Genomic DNA, 20,462 nt, shown 5'->3' with positions numbered 1-20,462 from the left:
TTGGCGGTGCGCTTAGCCGGCATGTTCTCAGGCCCGTTCGCCGCCCCGATATCCGGGGACGAGCTGTCGCAGCTGCTCCAGCATGGAAGTGGTCTCGCCATGCCGCGCCGCATCCGTCAAGGCCTGCAGGTGCGTGCTCAGCACGTCCCAGTCCATGTGCTCCTCCCGCGCCCGGAGAATCCGCGGATGCTCTGTCGGCTCCGGGTTGTCGCCGATCAGCAGTTCCTCGTAGAGCTTTTCGCCCGGACGCAAGCCCGTGACCGTGATGGCGATGTCGCCGTACGGATGCACTTCGTCGCGCACGCGCAGCCCCGACAGGTCCACCATGCGCCGCGCAAGGTCCATGATCTTCACGGGCTGCCCCATGTCCAGCACGAACACCTCGCCGCCTTGGGCCATGGCGCTGGCTTGCAACACCAGTTGCGCGGCCTCGGTGATGGTCATGAAGTAGCGCGTGACCTCCGCATGCGTGACCGTCAACGGCCCACCAGCCGCGAGCTGCCGGCGGAACAGCGGCACCACGCTGCCACTGGAGCCCAGCACGTTGCCGAAGCGCACCATCGAAAAGCGCGTGCGGTTGCGCAGCTCAGCCGGGGGCGCGTCGCGCGGCGTGTCGAACACGGCGACCGGCGTCGCCGCCAGCGCCTGCAGGATCAGCTCGGCAACGCGTTTGCTGCCCCCCATCACGTTCGTCGGCCGCACGGCTTTGTCGGTGGAGATCAGGACGAAGTGCTCGGCGCCTCCGGCCATGGCGGCGCGCGCGAGGTTCAGCGTGCCGAGCACGTTGTTCATGACGCCCTCGGCCGCGTTGTCCTCGACCAGTGGCACGTGCTTGTAGGCCGCGGCATGGTAGACCGTGGTGGGCTGCCAGCGCTGGAACAGCGCGGTCAGGCGGGCGTAGTGCACGACACTGCCCAATACGGCCACCAGGTCCACTTCGCTGCCCAGGCGCGTTCCCAGGCCTTGCAGTTCCTCGTGGATGGTGTAGAGCGCGAACTCGCTGTGGTCCAGCAGCACCAGCCGCGTCGGCCTTTCGCGCAGGATCTGGCGGCACAGTTCACTGCCGATGCTGCCGCCCGCCCCGGTGACCAGCACCGTGCGGCCGGCCAGGTTGCGCGCCAGCAGTTCGGGCCGCGGCGGCACGGGTTCGCGGCCCAGCAGGTCCTCGATGTCCAGCTCGTGGATGTCCTGCACGCTGACGCGGCCGCTGGCCAAGTCGGCCAGGCTGGGCAGCGTGCGCACGTGCACCGGCAGCGGCTGCAGGCCCTTGAGGATGTCATTGCGGCGTTCGCGGGCCGCGCTCGGGATGGCCAGCAGGATGTCCTGCACGCGCAGGCGCGCGACCAAGGCGGGAAGTTCGCGTGGCGCGAACACGCGCACGCCATGGATGCTGCGGCCGACCTTGGCCGCGTCGTCGTCGATGAAGCCGAGCAAGCGGTAGGGCTGGCGGCCGTTCAGCAGCGCGGCGGCGGCCTCCGCGCCGGCCTGGCCTGCGCCATACACCATGAGCCGGCGCGGGGCACGCAGACCGTGCTGCGCCTGCGCGTCCAGCCAGGCGCGCGCGAGCGTGCGGCTGGCCAGCACCAGCAGCAGAAAGATCAGCGGCTGCAGGATGCCCAGGCTGCGCGGCACGACCGACAGGCCCGCGTTCTGCATCACGGCCAGCGCGGCCAGCAGCATCAGCGCGTACAGCGCGATGGCCTTGGCCGTGGCGACCAGCGTGGCCACGCCCGTGTAGCGGAAGATCGCGCGGTACAAGCCGAAGCGCACGAACACCGGCACAGACAGCAGCGGTGCCACCGTGTACACGGCCCATTGGTCTTGCGCGGGCCAGTGCAGCGTGTCCAGGCGCAGCGTGAAGGCCAGCCAGGTCGCCGCAAGCGACAGGGCCACGTCCGTCACCACGACCACGACGCGCTTGACGGCGCGGGGCCAGCCGAGCACGGAAGAAGAAGCGCGCGCTGCCGGCATCAGGCCTGGCCGTGCCGTGCCAGCAGATCACCCACCAGCTCCAGCCGCACCAGCGGATTGTCCAGTTCCATGAGCTGCTGCTTCACGGCCAGTGGCAGCGGCAGCAGTTCGCACCAGCGGTTGGCCAGCCAGCCGCAGTCGTCCCAGCGCCAGGGCGCGCGCAGCGGCCACTGGTCTTCGGGGATGGCGCGCGCGCGCCAGCTGTCCAGCAGCTGTTCAAGCGCCGTGGCCACCTCGCTCAGGTCGTCGGGCACGGGCACGGCTGCGTCGTCGGGTATGGCCTGCACATCGGCCATCCACAGGCCGTGCGGAAGCTGGCGCGCACCCTCGATGCGAAAGCGTGCGCCTGCGTCGCAGACGATGTTGATGAGCCCAGGCTGTGGCCGCTCGACATCGCGCAGGTGGGCCAGGGTGCCGACCTGCAGGAATTCCTCCGCAGGCGCGCCGGCCCGGCGCACCTCGGTGCCCTGGTGCAAAGCGACCACGCCAAAGGGCTTGCCTTCACGCTGGCACTGGCCGATCAAGTCGAGGTAGCGCACCTCGAAGATGCGCAGCGGCAACACGCCCCCTGGGAACAACACGGTGGACAGCGGAAACAGGGGCAGCGGCGAGGGAATCAAGGGACCGGCGGGATTGTTGCAGCCGCTATCATCCCATGCGCTTTTCATAGGGCCGCATGCTGTATCAAATCTTCGCTTTTCTGCTCGAGGTGGCCGCCGGCCTGCTGGGCAGCGCCTGCCTGCTGCGGCTGTACATGCAGCACCAGCGCATCCCGTTCGGCAACCCGATCGGCAACATGGTGTTCGCGCTGACGGACTGGTTGGTGCTGCCGCTGCGCAAGGTGCTGCGCCCGGTGGGGCGCTGGGACATGGCCAGCCTGGCCGGAGCCTTGCTGCTCAAGCTGGCGCAATTCTTCCTGCTGTGGTTGCTGACCGGCGGCGCACTGGTCGTCGTGCCGGTGATGGCGATCTTCGGCGTGATCGGCCTGGTGATCTACGGCCTCACGGGCCTGTTGATCGTCTACGCCATCCTCTCGTGGGTGCAGGCGCAGTCGCCGCTGTACGACGTGATCGGCCGCTTGGTGGCGCCGCCCCTGCGGCCGTTGCGGCGCGTGGTGCCGCTGGTGGGCGGCATGGATCTCACGCCGCTGATCCTGCTGGTGTTGCTGCAGGTGGCGTCCATCGTGCTGCAGCACGCCTTGCGCGGCGTGCTGGGCGGCATGAGCTTCTGATCAGCCGGCGCTGACGGCGTCGGCCGGCTGGCGCTGCAGCATGGCCAGCGTGCTGGCGATGGTGCGGCGCAGGTCCTTGCGGTTGCAGATCAGGTCGACCGCGCCCTTTTGCTGCAGGAATTCGGCGCGCTGGAAGCCCTCGGGCAGCGTCACGCGCACGGTGGACTCGATCACGCGCGGGCCGGCGAAGCCGATCAGCGCCTTGGGTTCGGCGATGACCAGGTCGCCGACGAAGGCGAAGCCGGCGCTCACGCCGCCCATGGTCGGGTCGGTCAGCACGCTGATGTAGGGCAGGCCCTTCTTGGCCAGGCGCGTCAGCGAGGCATTGGTCTTGGCCATCTGCATCAGCGAGAGCAGGCCCTCCTGCATGCGCGCACCGCCGGTGGCGGTGAAGCAAATGAAGGGCACCTTCTGGTCGATGGCCGCGTGCACGCCGCGCACGAAGCGTTCGCCCACCACGCTGCCCATGCTGCCGCCCATGAACTCGAACTCGAAGCAGGCGACCACCACGTTCAGCCCATGGAGTGCGCCGCCCATGACGATCAGCGCATCGGTTTCCTCGGTGTTGTCCAGCGCTTCCTTGAGCCGCTCAGGGTACTTGCGGCTGTCCTTGAACTTGAGCGGGTCCATGGGCAGGACCTCGTGGCCGATCTCGTAGCGGCCTTCGGGATCCAGGAAGGTGTCCAGCCGTGCACGCGCCGTGATGCGGTGGTGGTGGCCGCAGGTCGGGCAGACGTTCAGGTTCTTCTCGAGATCCGTCTTGTAGAGCACGGTCTCGCAGCTGGGGCACTTGATCCACAGGCCCTCGGGGACCTGGCGGCGCTCGGCCGGGTCGCTGGGCTGGATCTTGGCGGGAAGCAGTTTTTCGAGCCAGGACATGAGATTTGGCTACTCCGGTGAGCGAACGGGGGAAGGATTATGCGTCGAGTGCCGAACGGATGCCGCGCAGGAACCCAGCCGCCGTGCTGGCGACCTGGTCGCGCGGCTGCCCGTCGAGCAGCTGGATGATCTTGCTGCCGATGACCACCGCATCGGCCACGCGGCCCACGGTCTGGGCCGTGCTGGCATCGCGGATGCCGAAGCCGACGCCGACGGGCAGCTGCACATGGCGGCGGATGCGCGGCAGCATGGCCTCCACAGCCGCGGTGTCCAGCGTGCCGGCACCCGTCACGCCCTTGAGCGAGACGTAGTAGACGTAGCCGCTCGCCACCTCGGCCACCTGGCGCATGCGCTCGTCGGTCGAGGTGGGAGCCAGCAGGAAGATCAGGTCGATGCCCTTGGCGCGCAGGCGGGCCGCAAAGTCCACGCACTCCTCGGGCGGGTAGTCGACGACGAGCACGCCGTCGACACCGGCGGCCGCCGCATCGCGCGGAAAGCTGTCGGCGCCGTGGCGCTGCTCGTAACGCTCGACCGGGTTGGCGTAGCCCATCAGCACCACGGGCGTCTGCGTATCCTGCACGCGGAAAGCCTTCACCATCGCGAGCACCTGCGCCATGCCGATGCCCAGGGCCAGGGCCTTCTCGCCTGCCTCCTGGATCACCGGCCCGTCGGCCATCGGGTCGCTGAACGGCACGCCGAGTTCGATCACGTCGGCGCCGGCCGCGACCATGGCGTGCATGAGTTCGGGCGTGACGTCGGCATAGGGGAAGCCGGCCGTGACATAGGGGATCAGCGCCTTGCGGCCTTGCGCCTTGAGCCCGGCGAAGGTGGTGGCGATGCGGCTCATGGCTGGCCTCCCTTGACGGCGTGGCCGCGCATGGAGGGGCGGTCGTAGAAGTCCTCGCCCGACAGGTCGGCAACGGTGCCGATGTCCTTGTCGCCGCGGCCGGACAGGTTCACGAGGATGCTCTGGTCGGGCCGCATGGTGGGTGCCAGCTTGCGCGCGTAGGCAAACGCGTGGGCCGATTCCAGCGCCGGGATGATGCCCTCGGTGCGGCACAGGTAGTGGAAGGCGTCCAGCGCCTCGGCGTCGGTGGCGCCGACGTACTCGGCGCGGCCGATGTCCTTCAGGAACGCGTGCTCGGGCCCCACGCCCGGGTAGTCCAGGCCGGCGCTGATGCTGTGCGTTTCGGTCACCTGGCCGTTTTCGTCCTGCAGCAGGTAGGTGCGGTTGCCGTGCAGCACGCCGGCGCTGCCGCGCTGCAGCGAGGCCGCGTGCTTGCCGCTGTCCAGCCCCTGGCCGGTGGCTTCCACGCCGATCAGGCGGGTGCCTGCATGGCCGATGTAGGGGTAGAAGATGCCGATGGCGTTGCTGCCGCCGCCCACGCACGCCAGCACCGCGTCGGGCTGGTCGTTCTTGCATCCTGCTGCTGCCAGCATCTCGGGCATCTGCACCAGGCACTCGTTGCCGATCACGCTCTGGAAGTCGCGCACCATCATCGGGTAGGGGTGCGGGCCGGCCACGGTGCCGATGATGTAGAAGGTGTCGTCCACATTGGCGACCCAGTCGCGCATGGCCTCGTTGAGCGAGTCCTTGAGCGTCTTGCTGCCGCTTTCCACCGGCACCACGGTGGCGCCCAGGAGCTTCATGCGGAACACGTTGGGGCTTTGGCGCTTCACGTCCTCGCTGCCCATGTAGACCACGCATTCCAGCCCGTAGCGCGCGCAGATGGTGGCCGTGGCCACGCCGTGCTGTCCGGCGCCGGTCTCGGCGATCACGCGCGGCTTGCCCATGCGCTTGGCCAGCATGGCCTGGCCGATCACGTTGTTGATCTTGTGCGCGCCGGTGTGGTTGAGGTCCTCGCGCTTGAGGAAGATCTGCGCGCCGCCATGCTCGCGGCTGCTGCGCGCCGCGTGGTAGACGGGCGAGGGGCGGCCGACGAAGTGCGCCAGCTCGCTCTTGAATTCGGCGATGAACTCGGGATCGTGCTGGTAGCGGGCGTACGCCTCGCGCAGTTCGGCGATGGCGTGCGTCAGCGTCTCGGAGATGAAGCTGCCGCCATAGACGCCGAAATGGCCTGAGGCATCAGGCTGTTGATAAGGGGTCGACATGATGAATCTTTGCAAAGTGCGCGTCGGCGGCGCGGACGGCCGCGACGAAGCGGTTGATCTTGTCGGCGTCCTTGATGCCCTTGGAGGCCTCGACGCCGGAACTCACATCAACGGCCAGCGACAGCGCGCGTGGCCGCACCTGCAAGATGCCATCGGTCACGTTTGCAGGCGTGAGTCCACCACTCAAGACGAGGTGAGAGTCGACGCTTGTTGGCAGGAGTGACCAATTGAATGCCTTGCCGCCGCCGCCGTATCCCTCGACATGGGCGTCGAGCAGGATGGCCTGGGCTTGGGAGAATTCGGCCGCGAATCTTACCAAGTCGAACGGCCCTGCGTTTTCATCCAGCGGAATGCGGGCTGCGCGCAGGAAGGGGCGGGCGGGGCGTGCCGTGGCAGCCAGGCATTGGGCCGGCGTCTCGTCGCCGTGGAACTGCACCGTGGCGCCAGGCACCTGGTCGCAGGCGGCGGCCACTTCCTGGGGCGGGGTGTTGACGAACAACAGCACGGGCGTGACGAAGGGCGGCAGCCGGCGTGCAAGCTCGGCCGCGCGGCGCGGTGCGACACAGCGCGGGCTATTGGCGTAGAGCACGAAGCCGACGGCGTCGGCGCCAGCGGCCACGGCGGCGTCCAGGTCTTGTTCGCGCGTGATGCCGCAGATCTTGATGCGGGTTCTGGTCATAGGGGGAAACCTCTGCCCAAACGGGCGGCGGTGGGGCGCTTTCAGGCGAAGCGCTCAGGGGAGCCAATCATAGGCAACCGTGCGTTCCGGGAGGCCCCAATGGTCTTCGTAGCGCGGGCCCAGGAAGTACAGACCGTCGGGTGAGAAGGTGGGGGCGGCTACGCGGCGGTCGCGCGCGGCCAGCACCTCGGCCATCCATTCCACGGGCCGGTCGCCCTTGCCGACGACCAGCAGGCAACCCATGAGGTTGCGGATCATGTGGTGCAGGAATGCATCGGCCTCGAACTCGAAACGCCAGTAGGCGCCGCGCCGCGTGATGTCGATGCGGCGCATGGTCTTGACGGGCGTGCGCGCCTGGCACTGCGAGGCGCGGAAGGATGTGAAATCGTGCTCGCCCAGCAACAGCACGGCCGCCGCCTGCATGGCTGCGTGGTCGAGCGGGCGGTGCACCCAGCCGATGCGCCCGCGCTCCACACTGGGCCGCACGGGCGACTCCATCAGCACGTAGGCGTAGCGCCGGCCGATGGCGCTGGCGCGTGCGTGGAACTGCTCCGTGACGGGATGGGCCCATTGCACGGCGATGTCACCAGGCAGGAAGCTGTTGGTGCCGCGCACCCAGGCATGGGTCTCGCGCCGGACCGTGGTGTCGAAGTGCACCACCTGCATGAGGCCATGCACACCGGCATCGGTGCGGCCGGCGCAGAGGGTGCCGATGTCCTGCTGCGCGAAGCTGCGCAGCGCCGCTTCGAGCTTGTCCTGCACGGTGTTGCCCGAAGGCTGGCTCTGCCAGCCGTCGTAGGCCTGGCCCGCATAGCTGACCCCGAGTGCCAGACGCACCATCGATCCCTCCCCGGCGCGCCGCTCAGCCGAGTTCGGCCAGGAAGCGCTGCGCCTGGGCCTTGAGCGGCCCGGTGGCTTCGGCCAGCACCTCTTCTGCCAGCGCGCGCGCGCCGTCGTCATCACCAATGGCCTGGAATTCCTCGGCCAGGGCCAGCTTGGTGGCGAGCGGGTCGTCGGCCTCCGGTTCGGCGATGGGCTCGGCGGCCGAGCCCTTGTCGGCGGGTTCGCCGAGGTCCAGCGACAGCGAGCCCAGGTCGAACGGCAGCAGGTCGGAGTCCGTGGCCGGTGCGGGCGTGGGCGCCGCCAACGGCGCCTTGTAGGTGCTCTGCACGTCGAAGTCGAGGTCCATGGCTTCGGCCATCGGTGGCGCCGGTGGCTCGGCATCGGCCGCGGGCTTGGCAGGCGGCGCCCGCGGGGCCGGGCTGTCGTCGTCGCCGAGGTCCAGGCTAATGTCCGGCATGGGCTGCAGTGCGGGTGCCGACGGCGCGGGCGGGGTCGCCGTGGAGTCCGGCCACAGCGAAGCATCGCTGTCATCGGCCGCGGGCGGCGGCGGCGCGGCGCCAGCCACAGCGACAGCGGCGCCTGCGGCTGCCGCGCCCAGGCCCGCCACGGCGGCATCGCGCCAGAGCGGGTGTTCTGGTTGCAGTTCGCGGCCCAGTGCCGCGACAGCTTCCCATTCGGGGCCAGTGCCGCCGGTCAGGGCGTGCACCTTCGCCGCGGTCGCCTGCAGCGCGGTCGCGTCGCGGCGCTTGGCATGGATCTCGGCCAGCTTGGCGTGGATGGCCACGCGTTCGGGCGTGGTGCGCAGGGCTTCCTGGAGGATTTCCTCGGCCTGCAGATTGCGGCCGTAAGCGAGGTAGACCTCTGCTTCGGCCACCGGATCAACCTCGCTGCTGGTGTCGGACTGGCTGGGCGAGTAGACGGCGGTAGCCGCCGCCTCGCTCTCGGCGGTGGTGTCCACATGCTGGCCACCGCTGCTGGCGAAGAACGACTCCACCGGCTCCTGCAGGCGGCTCTCCTCTTCGGCGGCCTGGCGGCGCTGGCGTGCGCGGTAGATGCCCAACGCGGCCAGCAGGGCGAGCAGGACGGCCGCCGCGGCCAGCAGCAGCGGGTTGCGGCGCAGGCTGTCGAGCAGGCCGCCCTGTTCCTGCGCCGCGGGCATTGGGCCGGGGGCTGGCAGGGCCTTGGCGGAGGCAGGCGGCTCGGCTGCAGGCACCGATGCGGCGGGTTCCGGGGCGGACGCCGGGGCTGGGGCCGAAGCTTGCGGGGCAGGGACCTGCGCAGCAGCCCAGGCCGCAGGTTCCGGCGCCGGCGCTGGGGCGGGCGCAGGTGCGGATGCGGATGCGGATGATGCGGGGCCGCCCGCGCCCAGCTTGTTGAGCGCGTCGATGTTGCGCGAGAGTTCCGCGACGCGTTCGGCGGCTTCCTTGCTGGCCTTTTCGCGCGCAATCTTTTCTTCCTGCGCGCGGCTTTGCACGCCACCCTTGGACAGGGTCAGCCGGTCCGGTGCCGTCGCCGCGGGCCGGCTGTCGTCGACCTTGCCTTGCACCCGGCCGCTGGCAGAACGCTGCGCGCCGCCCGGGACCGTGGGCACCTGGCCCGCCATCTGGCTGCGGTAGGCGTTGAAGTCGCGCGACTGGGCCGCGATCGTGCGCGTGGCTTCGTCCGCGGGAACGGCGGCGGCCTGGCTGGCGTTGGGCAAGTCCAGCACGGCACCGGCACGCAGGCGGTTGACGTTGCCGTCGATGAAGGCGTTCGGATTGCCCCGCAACATGGCGACCAGCATCTGGTCGAGCGAGACGTTGGGCGGCCGGTTGGCGGAGGCGATGCGGCTGGCGGTGTCGCCACGGCGCACGGTGGCGGTGTCTGGCGTGGCGCCGGGCGCCGGTGGGGGTGCGGCTGCGCGTGCTGCCGGAGCCGGCGGCGCTGCAGGAGGCGAGGGCGGCGCTGGAGTGGCGGCTGGCGCTGGGGCCGGCGCTGGCGCCGAAGCCGCCGGGGGCGCGGCGGGTGGGCGAGCAGGCGGCGCGGCCACGGCAGGCGGTGCCGCGGCGGCGCTGGGCGGCAACTGCGGCGCCGTCTGCGCAGCGGGTTGGCGCTGCGACGGTGGGTCCAGCAGCAAGGTGTAATCGCGCACCGCCCGGCCCGAGGCCCAGTTGGCCTGCAGGATCAGGTCGATGAAGGGCTCGCGGACGGGCTGGTCGCTGCTGAGCCGCAGCACGGCGCGACCATCGGCGCGGCGCGCCCGTTCGATGCGCACCGTGCCCAGGGCGGCGTTGTACTCGAGCCCGGCCGCGCGGAACGCCTGGGGCGTCGCGATCGCGGTCTGCAGCGTGCGGGACTCTTCTTCCGTGATGTCCGGCAGCTCGATCTCGGCGCGCAACGGCTCGCCGAGGGCCGATTGCACCGAGGCCCGGCCCAAGGTCAATGCCTGGGCCTGCTGCAGCGGCGCCAGCAATGCCGCGGTGGCGGTTGCGGCCACCATGCTGCGCGTCCAGCCCTGCAAGGCCGGCTTCACCAGTGGTTTGTCATCGGCCTGTTCAGCAGCATTGGAACGTTTGATCATGCAAATGGACGGGCCGACTTGGTTACTAAAAAGAACGGTAGCAGCAATGCTTTAGGCTGACAAGCTGAAGCGGGTTCGAACTTGGCGCCGCATTGGAGCGCGCCATTCTCGCTGCCCCCCGATGTTGCCAGACGCCAACGGCCCGCCAGAGGCGGGCCGTGTCAGGGGGAAGGGTGCGGCTCAGGCCTGCAGCAGCACGCGCAGCGTGCGGCGCAGCGGCTCGGCTGCGCCCCACAGCAGTTGGTCGCCGACCGTGAACGCGCCCACGTATTCCGGGCCCATGGCCAGCTTGCGGATGCGGCCGACCGGGATCGTCAGGGTGCCGGTGGTGGCCACGGGCGTCAGGCCCTTGAGCGTGTCCTCGCGCGTGTTCGGCACCACGCGCACCCACTCGTTGTCGGCGGCCAGCATGGCTTCGATGTCGGCCAGCGGCACGTTCTTCTTTAGCTTGAAGGTCAGCGCCTGGCTGTGGCAGCGCATGGCGCCGATGCGCACGCAGAAGCCGTCGACCGGCGTGATGCCGGTGCCGAAGGACGGACCCTGGCCCAGGATCTTGTTGGTCTCGGCGCCGCCCTTCCACTCTTCCTTGGACATGCCCCATTCGGCATCGTCCTGCGACTTGCCCAGGCCCAGGTCCTTGTCGATCCACGGGATCAGGCTGCCACCCAGCGGCACGCCGAAGTTGGCGGTCTCGTCGGCGGAAAGGGCCTTTTGCCTGGCCAGCACCTTGCGGTCGATCTCCAGGATCGCCGACTTGGGGTCGTTGAGCAGGTCGCGCACCTCGCCGTGGATGCTGCCGAACTGCGTCAGCAGCTCGCGCATGTGCTGGGCGCCACCGCCGGATGCGGCCTGGTAGGTCATGGTGCTCATCCATTCGACCAGGCCGGCCTTGTACAGCGCGCCCACGCCCATCAGCATGCAGCTGACGGTGCAGTTGCCGCCGATCCAGTTCCTGCCGCCCTTGGCCAACGCACGCTGCATCACCGGCAGGTTGACCGGGTCGAGCACGATGACCGCGTCGTCCTTCATGCGCAGCGTGGAGGCTGCGTCGATCCAGTGGCCGTTCCAGCCGGCGGCGCGCAGCTTGGGGAAAACTTCGCTGGTGTAGTCGCCGCCCTGGGCCGTGATGATGATGTCGCAGCGCTTGAGCGCGGCGATGTCGTAGGCGTCCTGCAGCGTGGTCTCGTTCTTGGCTTGCGCAGGGGCCTTGCCGCCCGCGTTGGAGGTCGAGAAGAACACCGGTTCGATCAACTCGAAATCGCCCTCGGCCTGCATGCGGTCGATCAGGACCGAGCCGACCATGCCGCGCCAGCCGACGAGGCCGACCAGATTACCTACCTTCATCACATTGCCCTTTCAAGTAAAAACAAACAGCGCCTAGAGGGACTGCTCGCCTGGCGCGTCGACGGCCAGGAAGGGCGCACGACGAACCAGGCTGAGTCAGCCCGTAATGGTGGTCGTGGTTTTGGTGGAGATGTCGGCCGCCGCAGCCATGCCGAACGGCATGGACAGGATTGCGGAGCAGGCGGCGGCGGACATGGGGCGAGATTCTAGCCCAGCGCCTTCAGCACTGCGTCGCCCATCTCGCGCGTGCCGACCTTGGTCGTGCCTTCGCTGTAGATGTCGGGCGTGCGCAGGCCCTGCGCCAGCACCTTCTGCACGGCCGACTCGATGCGGTCGGCGGCGGCCACCTGGTTCAGCGAGAAGCGCAGCATCATCGCGGCCGACAGGATGGTGGCCAGCGGGTTGGCCACGCCCTTGCCGGCGATGTCGGGCGCGCTGCCGTGGCTGGGCTCGTACAGGCCCTGGTTGCTGCTGTTCAGGCTGGCCGAGGGCAGCATGCCGATGGAGCCGGTCAGCATCGCGGCGGCGTCGGACAGGATGTCGCCGAACATGTTGCCGGTCACGACCACGTCGAACTTCTTGGGCGCCTTGACCAGCTGCATCGCGGCGTTGTCCACGTACATGTGGTCGAGCTCCACGTCCGGATATTCCTTGCCGATCTCGGTGACCACGTCCTTCCACAGCTGGAAGGTTTCCAGCACGTTGGCCTTGTCCACGCTGGTCACGCGCTTGCTGCGCTTGCGCGCGGCCTCGAAGGCCACGCGCGCGATGCGCTCGATCTCCGGGCGCGAATAGCGCATGGTGTCGAAAGCTTCCTCGGCACCGGGGAAGTGGCCATCGGGCGAAACGCGGCGGCCGCGCGGCTGGCCGAAGTAGATGTCGCCGGTCAGCTCGCGAATGATCAGGATGTCCAGGCCGGCGACCAGCTCAGGCTTGAGGCTGGAGGCGCCGACGAGTTGCTCGTAGCAGATGGCGGGGCGAAAGTTGGCGAACAGGCCGAGGTTCTTGCGCAGGCCCAGGATGGCCTGCTCGGGACGCAGCGGGCGGTCCAGCGTGTCGTACTTCCAATCGCCGACAGCGCCGAACAGCACGGCATCGGCCTCCTTGGCGAGTTGGAGCGTCGCCTCGGGCAGCGGGTGGCCGTGTGCGTCGTAGGCGGCGCCGCCGACGAGGGCGGTTTCCATCTCGAGCTTCAGGTCGAGTGCTTTCAGCACGCGGACGGCCTGTTCGACGATCTCGGTGCCGATGCCGTCACCCGGCAGAACTGCGATTTTCATAAGCGATGAAGATAGGTTGGAAAAGGGATCAGGCGGACAGCATGGTGTTGGCCAGCCAGGGCTTGGCGGCCAGGCGCTCGGCCTCGTAGGCGCGGATCTTGTCGGCGTGGCGCAAGGTCAGGCCGATGTCGTCAAAGCCGTTGAGCAGGCAGTACTTGCGGAAGGGCTGGACGTCGAACGCGATCTCCTCGCCCTGCGGGCGCACGACGACCTGGCGCTCCAGATCGACCGTCAGCTGGTAGCCCGGGAACGCAAAGCACTCGTCGAACAGCTGGGCCACGGTGGCTTCGGGCAGCACGATGGGCAAGAGGCCGTTCTTGAAGCTGTTGTTGAAGAAGATGTCGGCAAAGCTCGGCGCCAGGATGGCGCGAAAGCCGTACTGGTCCAGCGCCCAGGGCGCGTGCTCGCGCGAGGAGCCGCAGCCGAAGTTCTTGCGCGCCAGCAGCACCGAGGCGCCGGCGTAGCGTGGCTGGTTCAGCACGAAGTCGGGGTTGGGCTTGCGCGCGGACTCGGGCACGCCGGGCTCGCCCTTGTCCAGGTAACGCCACTCGTCGAACAGGTTGATGCCGAAGCCGGTCTTCTTGATCGATTTGAGGAACTGCTTGGGGATGATGGCGTCGGTGTCGACGTTCTCGCGGTCCATGGGCGCGACGAGGCCCTTGTGGATGGTGAATTTCTGCATGGCGGTGTTCCTGTGTTTACTTGGCCGAGCGCTCGATGGCTTCGCCGGCACGTTGCACGTCCTTGCCGACACCCTTGACGGTGTTGCATGCGGCCAGCGCGAAGGCAGCAGCCAGCAGCAGTGCGGTGGTGGCTTTCATGGGGGCTGCCTCAGGCGAACTGGCGCACGTCGACGAAGTGGCCATGCACGGCAGCGGCCGCGGCCATGGCCGGGCTGACGAGGTGCGTGCGTCCGCCGGCACCCTGGCGGCCTTCGAAGTTGCGGTTGCTGGTGGAGGCGCAGCGCTCGCCCGGCTCCAGCCGGTCGGCGTTCATGGCCAAGCACATCGAGCAGCCCGGCTCGCGCCATTCGAAGCCGGCGGCCTTGAAGATCTCGTGCAGGCCTTCGCGCTCGGCCTGTTCCTTCACGAGACCCGAGCCCGGCACCACCATGGCGAGCTTGACGTTCTTGGCCACCTTCTGTCCGAGCTTCTTGACCACGGCGGCGGCTTCGCGCATGTCCTCGATGCGGCTGTTGGTGCAGCTGCCGATGAACACCTTGTCGACGAAGATGTCGTCGAGCGCCTTGCCCGGCTCCAGGTTCATGTAGGTCAGCGCGCGCTCGATGGCACCGCGCTTGTTGGCGTCCTTCTCCTTGTCGGGATCGGGCACCCGGCCGTCGATGCCCAGCACCATCTCGGGCGAGGTGCCCCAGGTGACCTGCGGCACGATCTGCGTGGCGTCCAGCTCGACCACGGTGTCGAAGTGGGCGCCCGGGTCGGAGTGCAGCGTCTTCCAGTAGGCAACGGCCTGATCCCAAGCCACGCCGGTGGGTGCGAGCGGGCGGCCCTTGACGTAATCGATGGTCTTGTCATCCACCGCCACCAGGCCGGCACGCGCGCCGCCTTCGATGGCCATGTTGCAGACCGTCATGCGGCCTTCCATGCTGAGGCTGCGGATGGCGGAGCCGGCAAATTCGATGGTGTAGCCCGTGCCGCCGGCGGTGCCGATCTTGCCGATGATGGCCAGCACGATGTCCTTGGCCGTGACGCCCTTGGCCAGTTGGCCCTCGACCTTGACGAGCATGTTCTTGGCCTTCTTGGCCAGCAGTGTCTGCGTGGCCATCACGTGCTCGACCTCGCTGGTGCCGATGCCATGCGCGAGCGCACCGAAGGCACCGTGCGTGCTGGTGTGGCTGTCACCGCAGACCACCGTCATGCCCGGCAGCGTGGCACCGTTCTCCGGGCCGATCACGTGCACGATGCCCTGGCGCTTGTGCATGAAGGGGAAGAACGCGGCCGCGCCGAACTCCTTGATGTTGCTGTTCAGCGTGGTGATCTGTTCCTTACTGATCGGGTCGGCAATGCCGTCGTAGCCCTGTTCCCAGCCCGTGGTGGGGGTGTTGTGGTCGGCCGTGGCCACGATGGAGCTCACGCGCCACACCTTGCGGCCGGCCTGGCGGATGCCTTCGAAGGCCTGCGGGCTCGTGACCTCGTGCACCAGGTGGCGGTCGATGTACAGCACGGCCGTGCCGTCTTCCTCGGTGTGGACGGTGTGCTCGTCGAAGATCTTGTCGTACAGGGTGCGCGCACCCGCGGGGCTGGTGGTGAGGCTCATGGGCTTCTTTCGTGGGGGACTGGTTCGTTCAAACGGCCAAGGCCTGGTCGGCAGACACAGGCTCGGCAGGTGGTTCGGGAGGCGGGGCCAGGTGCTCGACCAGCAGCCGCGCCGTGACCGGCAGCGTGGAGAAGTCGCGCGCCACCATGCGGATCTGGCGTTCGGCCCAGGCGTCGCTGAGCGGCACATGCTCGAGGTCGCCCACGCCGTGCATGAGTTCGAACGCGCGCTGCGGCATCACGCCGATGCCCAGGCCGTTGTGGATCATGCGGCACATGGCATCCAGGCCCGTGACCTGGATGCGCAGCTTGATGGTGCGGCCCAGGCTCGCGGCCGCGCTGTGCATGGCCAGGTGGATGGAGCTGTTGCTGTGCAGGCCCACCTGGTCGAAAGCCAGCGTGGCATCGAACGGCACGGCCCCGCGTCCTGCCAACTGGTGGCCGCGCGGCACGATCAGCACCAGCCGGTCGCGCCGGTAGGGGCGGGTCTGCAACGTGTCACTGGTCTCGGCGGCCGCGGCATGGCAGATGCCCAGGTCGGCCGCGCCCTCCTGCACTGCGCGCACGACCTCGCTGGACAAATGCTCTTCCAGGTCGATCTTGATGCCGCCATGGCGCCGCACGAAATCGCCCAGGTCTTCGGGCAGGAACTGCACGATGGCCGAGATGCTGGCGTGCACGCGCACATGGCCGCGCACGCCGTCGGCGTACTCGCTGAGCTCGCCCTGCATGCGGTCCAGGCTGAACAGCACGGAGCGGGCATGGTGCAGCAGGCTTTCGCCGGCCGGCGTCAGGTCCACACCGCGCGCGTGGCGGTACAGCAGCGTGGTCTGCAACAGCGTTTCCAGGTCGGACAGCCGCTTGCTGACGGCCGAGGCAGCGATGAACTCCCGCTCGGCAGCCTTGCCGATGCTGCCCAGTTCGTAGACGGCCACGAACAGCTGCAACGACGTGAGGTCGATGCGGCGGGCAAAGTTGCGTTCGGACGGTTTCATCATGGTGGGGCATCGCCTGCGGCGACGGGGCGGCCATTTTCCACCAGTTTTAAGGCCGGAGGCATCGCCGATCGCGATGCCCCTCCTGCCGGCCGTGGACGAGAAAAAGCCCCGCGGGCCAGAGGGCCGGCGGGGCTCTTGTGCCCGAAGGCAACAGTCGATCAGCGCTTTGCGAGCGGCTGCACGTCGCGCTTGGTCGAGCCCGTGAACAGCTGCCGCGGACGGCCGATCTTGTACTCGGGGTCGCCGATCATTTCGTTCAACTGGGCAATCCAGCCGACCGTGCGGGCCAGCGCGAAGATGGCCGTGAACAGCGGCACCGGGATGCCGATGGCGCGCTGCACGATGCCCGAGTAGAAGTCCACGTTCGGGTACAGCTTGCGCGAGACGAAGTACTCGTCTTCCAGGGCGATCTTCTCCAGCTCCTTGGCCAGCTTGAACAGCGGATCCTTCTCCAGGCCCAGCTCGGTCAGCACCTCGTTGCAGGTTTCCTGCATGAGCTTGGCGCGCGGGTCGTAGTTCTTGTAGACGCGGTGACCGAAGCCCATCAGCTTGACGCTGGAGTTCTTGTCCTTGACCTTCTTGATGAACTCGCCGATCTTCTCAACGCCGCCTTCGCGCTGGATGTCATACAGCATGTTCAGCGCAGCCTCGTTGGCACCGCCGTGGGCAGGGCCCCACAGGCAGGCGACACCGGCGGCGATGGCGGCGAACGGGTTGGTGCCCGAGGAGCCGCACAGGCGCACCGTGGAGGTGGAGGCGTTCTGCTCGTGGTCGGCGTGCAGGATGAAGATGCGGTCCAGCGCGCGTTCGAGCACCGGGCTGACCTTGTATTCCTCGCAGGGCGTCGCGAACATCATGTGCAGGAAATTGCCTGCATAGCTGAGGTCGTTGCGCGGGTACATGTACGGCTGGCCGATGGTGTACTTGTAGGCCATCGAGACCAGCGTGGGCATCTTGGCGATCAGGCGGATCGCGGAGATGTTGCGGTGCTCCGGATTGTTGATGTCCGTGCTGTCGTGGTAGAAGGCCGACAACGCGCCGACCAGGCCCGTCATGATGGCCATCGGATGCGCATCGCGGCGGAAGCCACGCAGGAAGAACTGCATCTGCTCGTTGACCATCGTGTGGTTGGTCACGAGCTTGGTGAACTTGCCCTTTTCCTCCGTGTTCGGCAGTTCGCCGTACAGCAGCAGGTGGCAGGTTTCCAGGAAGTCGCAGTTCGTGGCCAACTGCTCGATGGGGTAGCCGCGGTACAGCAGCTCGCCCTTGTCGCCATCGATGTAGGTGATGGCGGATTGGCACGATGCCGTGGAGAGGAAGCCCGGGTCGTAGGTGAACATTCCGGTCTGCGCGTAGAGCTTGCGGATGTCCACGACATCCGGACCGACGTTGCCCTGGTACACAGGCAACTCGACGCTCGGACTGCCATTGCTGAACGACAGCGTGGCTTTGTTTTCGGCTAGTTTCATGTTCACCCTTTCAGCGGTTTTCTCGTAACAGATTCAGGACAGCGCGCGTCTCGGCGTTGTCCAGCGCAGGACTGACCTGTTCCAGCGTCTTGCGTGCCAGTTGCAGGTCGAGCAGGTCGTGGTCTCCCAATTCCATCAATTGCGACAGGGCATCGGCCTGCGCCGCAGTGACATTTGGACCGTGGCGTTCGAAGAATCGTTCCAGGAACAGATCGTTCTCCAGCAGGCCGCGCCGGCAGCGCCAGCGCAGCATCGCCAGCGCGCGTTCGTCGAGGACTTCCTGCGCTTGGGCCACGGCATTCAGACGGTGCGAAGCACCATCATCTCCTTGATCTTCCCGATGGCCTTGGTCGGGTTCAGATGCTTGGGGCACACGTCCACGCAGTTCATGATGGTGTGGCAGCGGAACAGGCGGTACGGGTCTTCCAGGTTGTCCAGGCGTTCGGCCGTGGCTTCGTCGCGGCTGTCGGCGATGAAGCGGTAGGCCTGCAGCAGGCCGGCCGGGCCCACGAACTTGTCCGGGTTCCACCAGAAGCTCGGGCAGCTCGTGGAGCAGCTCGCACACAAGATGCACTCGTACAGGCCGTTCAGCTCGTCGCGCTCCTCGGGCGATTGCAGGCGTTCCTTGTCGGGGGCCAGGCTTTCGGTGATGAGGTAGGGCTTGATCGAGTGGTACTGCTTGAAGAACTGCGTCATGTCCACGATCAGGTCGCGGATCACGGGCAGGCCTGGCAGCGGCTTCAGGACGACGGGGTCCTTCAGCGTGTTCATGTTGGTCAGGCAGGCCAGGCCGTTCTTGCCGTTGATGTTCATCGCATCGGAGCCGCAGACGCCTTCGCGGCAGGAGCGGCGGAACGAGATCGTCGGGTCTTGCTGCTTGAGCTTGACCAGGGCATCCAGCAGCATGCGTTCGCTGCCGTCGAGCTCGATCTCGACGGTCTGCATGTAAGGCTTGGCGTCCTTGTCCGGGTCGTAGCGGTAGATCTGGAATGTGCGCTTCATCGTGTGGGACCTTGTTAGAACGTACGGACCTTGGGCGGGATCGAATCGACCGTCAGGGGCTTCAGGTTGACCGGCTTGTAGGTCAGGTTGTTGCCTTCGCTGTGCCACAGCGTGTGCTTCATCCATTCCTTGTCGTTGCGGCCCAGCGGGAACTCGGCATGGTCGGCCGGGTGCTCGTAGTCGTAGACGGTGTGGGCGCCGCGGCATTCCTTGCGCGCGGCGGCCGAGGTCATGGTGGCCTGCGCGACTTCGATCAGGTTGTCGACTTCCAGCGCTTCCATGCGGGCCGTGTTCCAGACCATCGACTTGTCCTTCAGCGTGACGCCGGAGACGCGGTCGCGGATGGCGTCGACCTTGACCACGCCCTCGTCCATGCTGGCCTGCGTGCGGAACACGCCGGCGTGTTGCTGCATGGTGGCGCGGATGTCGTTGGCCACGTCCTGCGCGTAGGCGCCATCCGTGGATTCCTGCAACTGGTTCAGGCGGGCCAGCGTCTTGTCGCCTGCATCGGCCGGCAGCGGCTTGTGCTCGCCGCTGCCGCGGATGAATTCGACGATGTGCTTGCCGGCGGACTTGCCGAACACCAGCAGGTCCAGCAGCGAGTTCGTGCCCAGGCGGTTGGCGCCATGCACCGACACGCAGGAGCACTCGCCGACCGCGTACAGGCCGTTGACGATGTTGTTCTGCTGGCCGTCGTGCGTGACGACCTGGCCGTTGATGTTGGTCGGGATGCCACCCATCTGGTAGTGGATGGTCGGCACCACCGGGATTGGCTCTTTGGTGATGTCGACGTTGGCGAAGTTGTGGCCGATCTCTTCCACCGAGGGCAGGCGCTTGCGGATGGTGTCGGCGCCCAGGTGGTCCAGCTTCATGAGAATGTAGTCCTTGTTGGGACCGCAGCCGCGACCTTCCTTGATCTCCTGGTCCATGGAACGCGAGACGAAGTCGCGCGGTGCCAGGTCCTTCAGCGTGGGCGCGTAGCGCTCCATGAAACGTTCGCCATTGCTGTTGAGCAGGATGGCGCCTTCGCCGCGGCAGCCTTCGGTCAGCAGCACGCCCGCGCCGGCCACGCCGGTCGGGTGGAATTGCCAGAACTCCATGTCCTGCAACGGGATGCCGGCGCGCGCCGCCATGCCCAGGCCGTCGCCGGTGTTGATGAAGGCGTTGGTCGATGCCGCGAAGATGCGGCCGGCGCCGCCGGTGGCCAGCAGCACGGCCTTGGCCTGCAGCGCGTACAGCTCGCCGGTTTCCAGTTCGAGCGCGGTGACACCGACCACGTCGCCATCGGCGTCGCGGATCAGGTCCAGCGCCATCCACTCGACGAAGAAGTTGGTCTTGGCCTTGACGTTTTGCTGGTACAGGGTGTGCAGCATGGCGTGGCCGGTGCGGTCGGCCGCGGCGCAGGCGCGCTGCACGGGCTTCTCGCCGTAGTTGGCGGTGTGGCCGCCGAACGGGCGCTGGTAGATCGTGCCGTCCGGGTTGCGGTCGAATGGCATGCCGAAGTGCTCGAGCTCGATCACCACCTTGGGCGCTTCACGGCACATGAACTCGATGGCGTCCTGGTCGCCCAACCAATCGGAGCCCTTGATGGTGTCGTAGAAGTGGTAGTGCCAGTTGTCCTCGGACATGTTGCCCAGCGAGGCGGACACGCCGCCCTGCGCCGCCACCGTGTGCGAGCGCGTCGGGAAAACCTTGGACAGCGAAGCGACGGACAGGCCGGCGCGCGAGAGTTCGAGTGCAGCGCGCATGCCGGAGCCGCCGGCGCCGACGATGACGACGTCGAACTTGCGCTTGTTGATGTTCTTCTTGGTGTAGCTCATG

The 20,462-nt window shown here is 67.8% G+C and carries 19 protein-coding genes; 1 reads left to right on the top strand and 18 read right to left on the bottom strand.

Annotated elements, in window-relative coordinates; genetic code table 11:
* Positions 1-27 precede the first annotated feature (27 nt).
* The gene (locus DES41_RS07730) at positions 28-1,971 is read right to left on the bottom strand and encodes a polysaccharide biosynthesis protein (RefSeq protein ID WP_114467067.1); all 1,944 of its coding nucleotides are present in this window, start codon (positions 1,969-1,971) and stop codon (positions 28-30) included.
* Positions 1,971-2,639, bottom strand: coding sequence for an LON peptidase substrate-binding domain-containing protein (locus tag DES41_RS07725; RefSeq protein WP_114467066.1), 669 nt, complete (start codon positions 2,637-2,639; stop codon positions 1,971-1,973). The genes DES41_RS07730 and DES41_RS07725 overlap by 1 nt, the downstream gene beginning before the upstream one ends.
* A gap of 8 nt (positions 2,640-2,647) precedes the next feature.
* Here DES41_RS07725 and DES41_RS07720 point away from each other — a divergent pair, with 8 nt between their 5' ends.
* A complete protein-coding gene (locus DES41_RS07720; protein WP_114467065.1) occupies positions 2,648-3,202 on the top strand; it encodes a YggT family protein in 555 nt (184 codons plus the stop codon).
* Here the strand turns inward: DES41_RS07720 and accD are convergent, their stop codons facing one another.
* The 16 genes from accD to sdhA all read right to left on the bottom strand — a co-directional run bounded on the left by accD (position 3,203) and on the right by sdhA (position 20,461).
* Positions 3,203-4,081: an acetyl-CoA carboxylase, carboxyltransferase subunit beta gene (accD, locus tag DES41_RS07715; RefSeq protein ID WP_114467064.1), complete on the bottom strand. Its 879-nt coding sequence runs from the start codon at positions 4,079-4,081 to the stop codon at positions 3,203-3,205.
* A 37-nt stretch (positions 4,082-4,118) separates the two neighbouring features.
* On the bottom strand, positions 4,119-4,928 hold the full coding sequence (gene trpA / locus DES41_RS07710) for a tryptophan synthase subunit alpha (RefSeq protein WP_114467063.1): 810 nt from the start codon (positions 4,926-4,928) through the stop codon (positions 4,119-4,121).
* On the bottom strand, positions 4,925-6,193 hold the full coding sequence (gene trpB, locus DES41_RS07705) for a tryptophan synthase subunit beta (protein WP_114467062.1): 1,269 nt from the start codon (positions 6,191-6,193) through the stop codon (positions 4,925-4,927). Before trpB ends, trpA begins: the two co-directional genes overlap by 4 nt.
* On the bottom strand, positions 6,168-6,872 hold the full coding sequence (locus DES41_RS07700) for a phosphoribosylanthranilate isomerase (protein ID WP_114467061.1): 705 nt from the start codon (positions 6,870-6,872) through the stop codon (positions 6,168-6,170). The genes trpB and DES41_RS07700 overlap by 26 nt, the downstream gene beginning before the upstream one ends.
* Positions 6,873-6,926: 54 nt before the next feature.
* Positions 6,927-7,709, bottom strand: coding sequence for a tRNA pseudouridine(38-40) synthase TruA (gene truA, locus DES41_RS07695; protein ID WP_114467781.1), 783 nt, complete (start codon positions 7,707-7,709; stop codon positions 6,927-6,929).
* Between the two features lie 25 nt (positions 7,710-7,734).
* Entirely contained in the window at positions 7,735-10,275 is a 2,541-nt protein-coding gene (locus tag DES41_RS07690) for a FimV/HubP family polar landmark protein (protein WP_114467060.1), read from the bottom strand.
* A 180-nt stretch (positions 10,276-10,455) separates the two neighbouring features.
* Positions 10,456-11,619 carry an aspartate-semialdehyde dehydrogenase gene (gene asd, locus DES41_RS07685; RefSeq protein WP_114467059.1) on the bottom strand — a complete coding sequence of 388 codons (1,164 nt, stop codon included), beginning with the start codon at positions 11,617-11,619 and terminating at the stop codon, positions 10,456-10,458.
* A 206-nt stretch (positions 11,620-11,825) separates the two neighbouring features.
* Positions 11,826-12,896 (bottom strand): 3-isopropylmalate dehydrogenase, encoded by a 1,071-nt coding sequence (gene leuB, locus DES41_RS07680; RefSeq protein ID WP_114467058.1) that lies wholly within the window; start codon positions 12,894-12,896, stop codon positions 11,826-11,828.
* Between the two features lie 28 nt (positions 12,897-12,924).
* Entirely contained in the window at positions 12,925-13,578 is a 654-nt protein-coding gene (leuD, locus tag DES41_RS07675; protein ID WP_114467057.1) for a 3-isopropylmalate dehydratase small subunit, read from the bottom strand.
* A 16-nt stretch (positions 13,579-13,594) separates the two neighbouring features.
* Positions 13,595-13,717, bottom strand: a complete 123-nt coding sequence (locus DES41_RS07670) for an entericidin A/B family lipoprotein (RefSeq protein ID WP_114467056.1) — start codon at positions 13,715-13,717, stop codon at positions 13,595-13,597.
* Between the two features lie 10 nt (positions 13,718-13,727).
* Entirely contained in the window at positions 13,728-15,173 is a 1,446-nt protein-coding gene (gene leuC / locus DES41_RS07665; RefSeq protein WP_114467055.1) for a 3-isopropylmalate dehydratase large subunit, read from the bottom strand.
* Between the two features lie 28 nt (positions 15,174-15,201).
* Positions 15,202-16,167 carry a LysR family transcriptional regulator gene (locus tag DES41_RS07660; protein WP_114467780.1) on the bottom strand — a complete coding sequence of 322 codons (966 nt, stop codon included), beginning with the start codon at positions 16,165-16,167 and terminating at the stop codon, positions 15,202-15,204.
* Between the two features lie 161 nt (positions 16,168-16,328).
* The gene (locus DES41_RS07655; protein WP_114467054.1) at positions 16,329-17,639 is read right to left on the bottom strand and encodes a citrate synthase; all 1,311 of its coding nucleotides are present in this window, start codon (positions 17,637-17,639) and stop codon (positions 16,329-16,331) included.
* A 10-nt stretch (positions 17,640-17,649) separates the two neighbouring features.
* Positions 17,650-17,943 (bottom strand): FAD assembly factor SdhE, encoded by a 294-nt coding sequence (locus tag DES41_RS07650; protein ID WP_425466351.1) that lies wholly within the window; start codon positions 17,941-17,943, stop codon positions 17,650-17,652.
* A complete protein-coding gene (locus DES41_RS07645) occupies positions 17,940-18,641 on the bottom strand; it encodes a succinate dehydrogenase iron-sulfur subunit (RefSeq protein ID WP_114467053.1) in 702 nt (233 codons plus the stop codon). The genes DES41_RS07650 and DES41_RS07645 overlap by 4 nt, the downstream gene beginning before the upstream one ends.
* Positions 18,642-18,655: 14 nt before the next feature.
* Complete coding sequence (gene sdhA / locus DES41_RS07640; protein ID WP_114467052.1) at positions 18,656-20,461, bottom strand: succinate dehydrogenase flavoprotein subunit; 1,806 nt, start codon at positions 20,459-20,461, stop codon at positions 18,656-18,658.
* Position 20,462 lies beyond the last annotated feature (1 nt).

This window comes from Pseudorhodoferax soli (assembly GCF_003337555.1).
In the GTDB taxonomy this organism is placed as follows: Bacteria; Pseudomonadota; Gammaproteobacteria; order Burkholderiales; family Burkholderiaceae_C; genus Pseudorhodoferax; species Pseudorhodoferax soli.
This window is presented reverse-complemented; position numbering and strand designations above follow the sequence as displayed.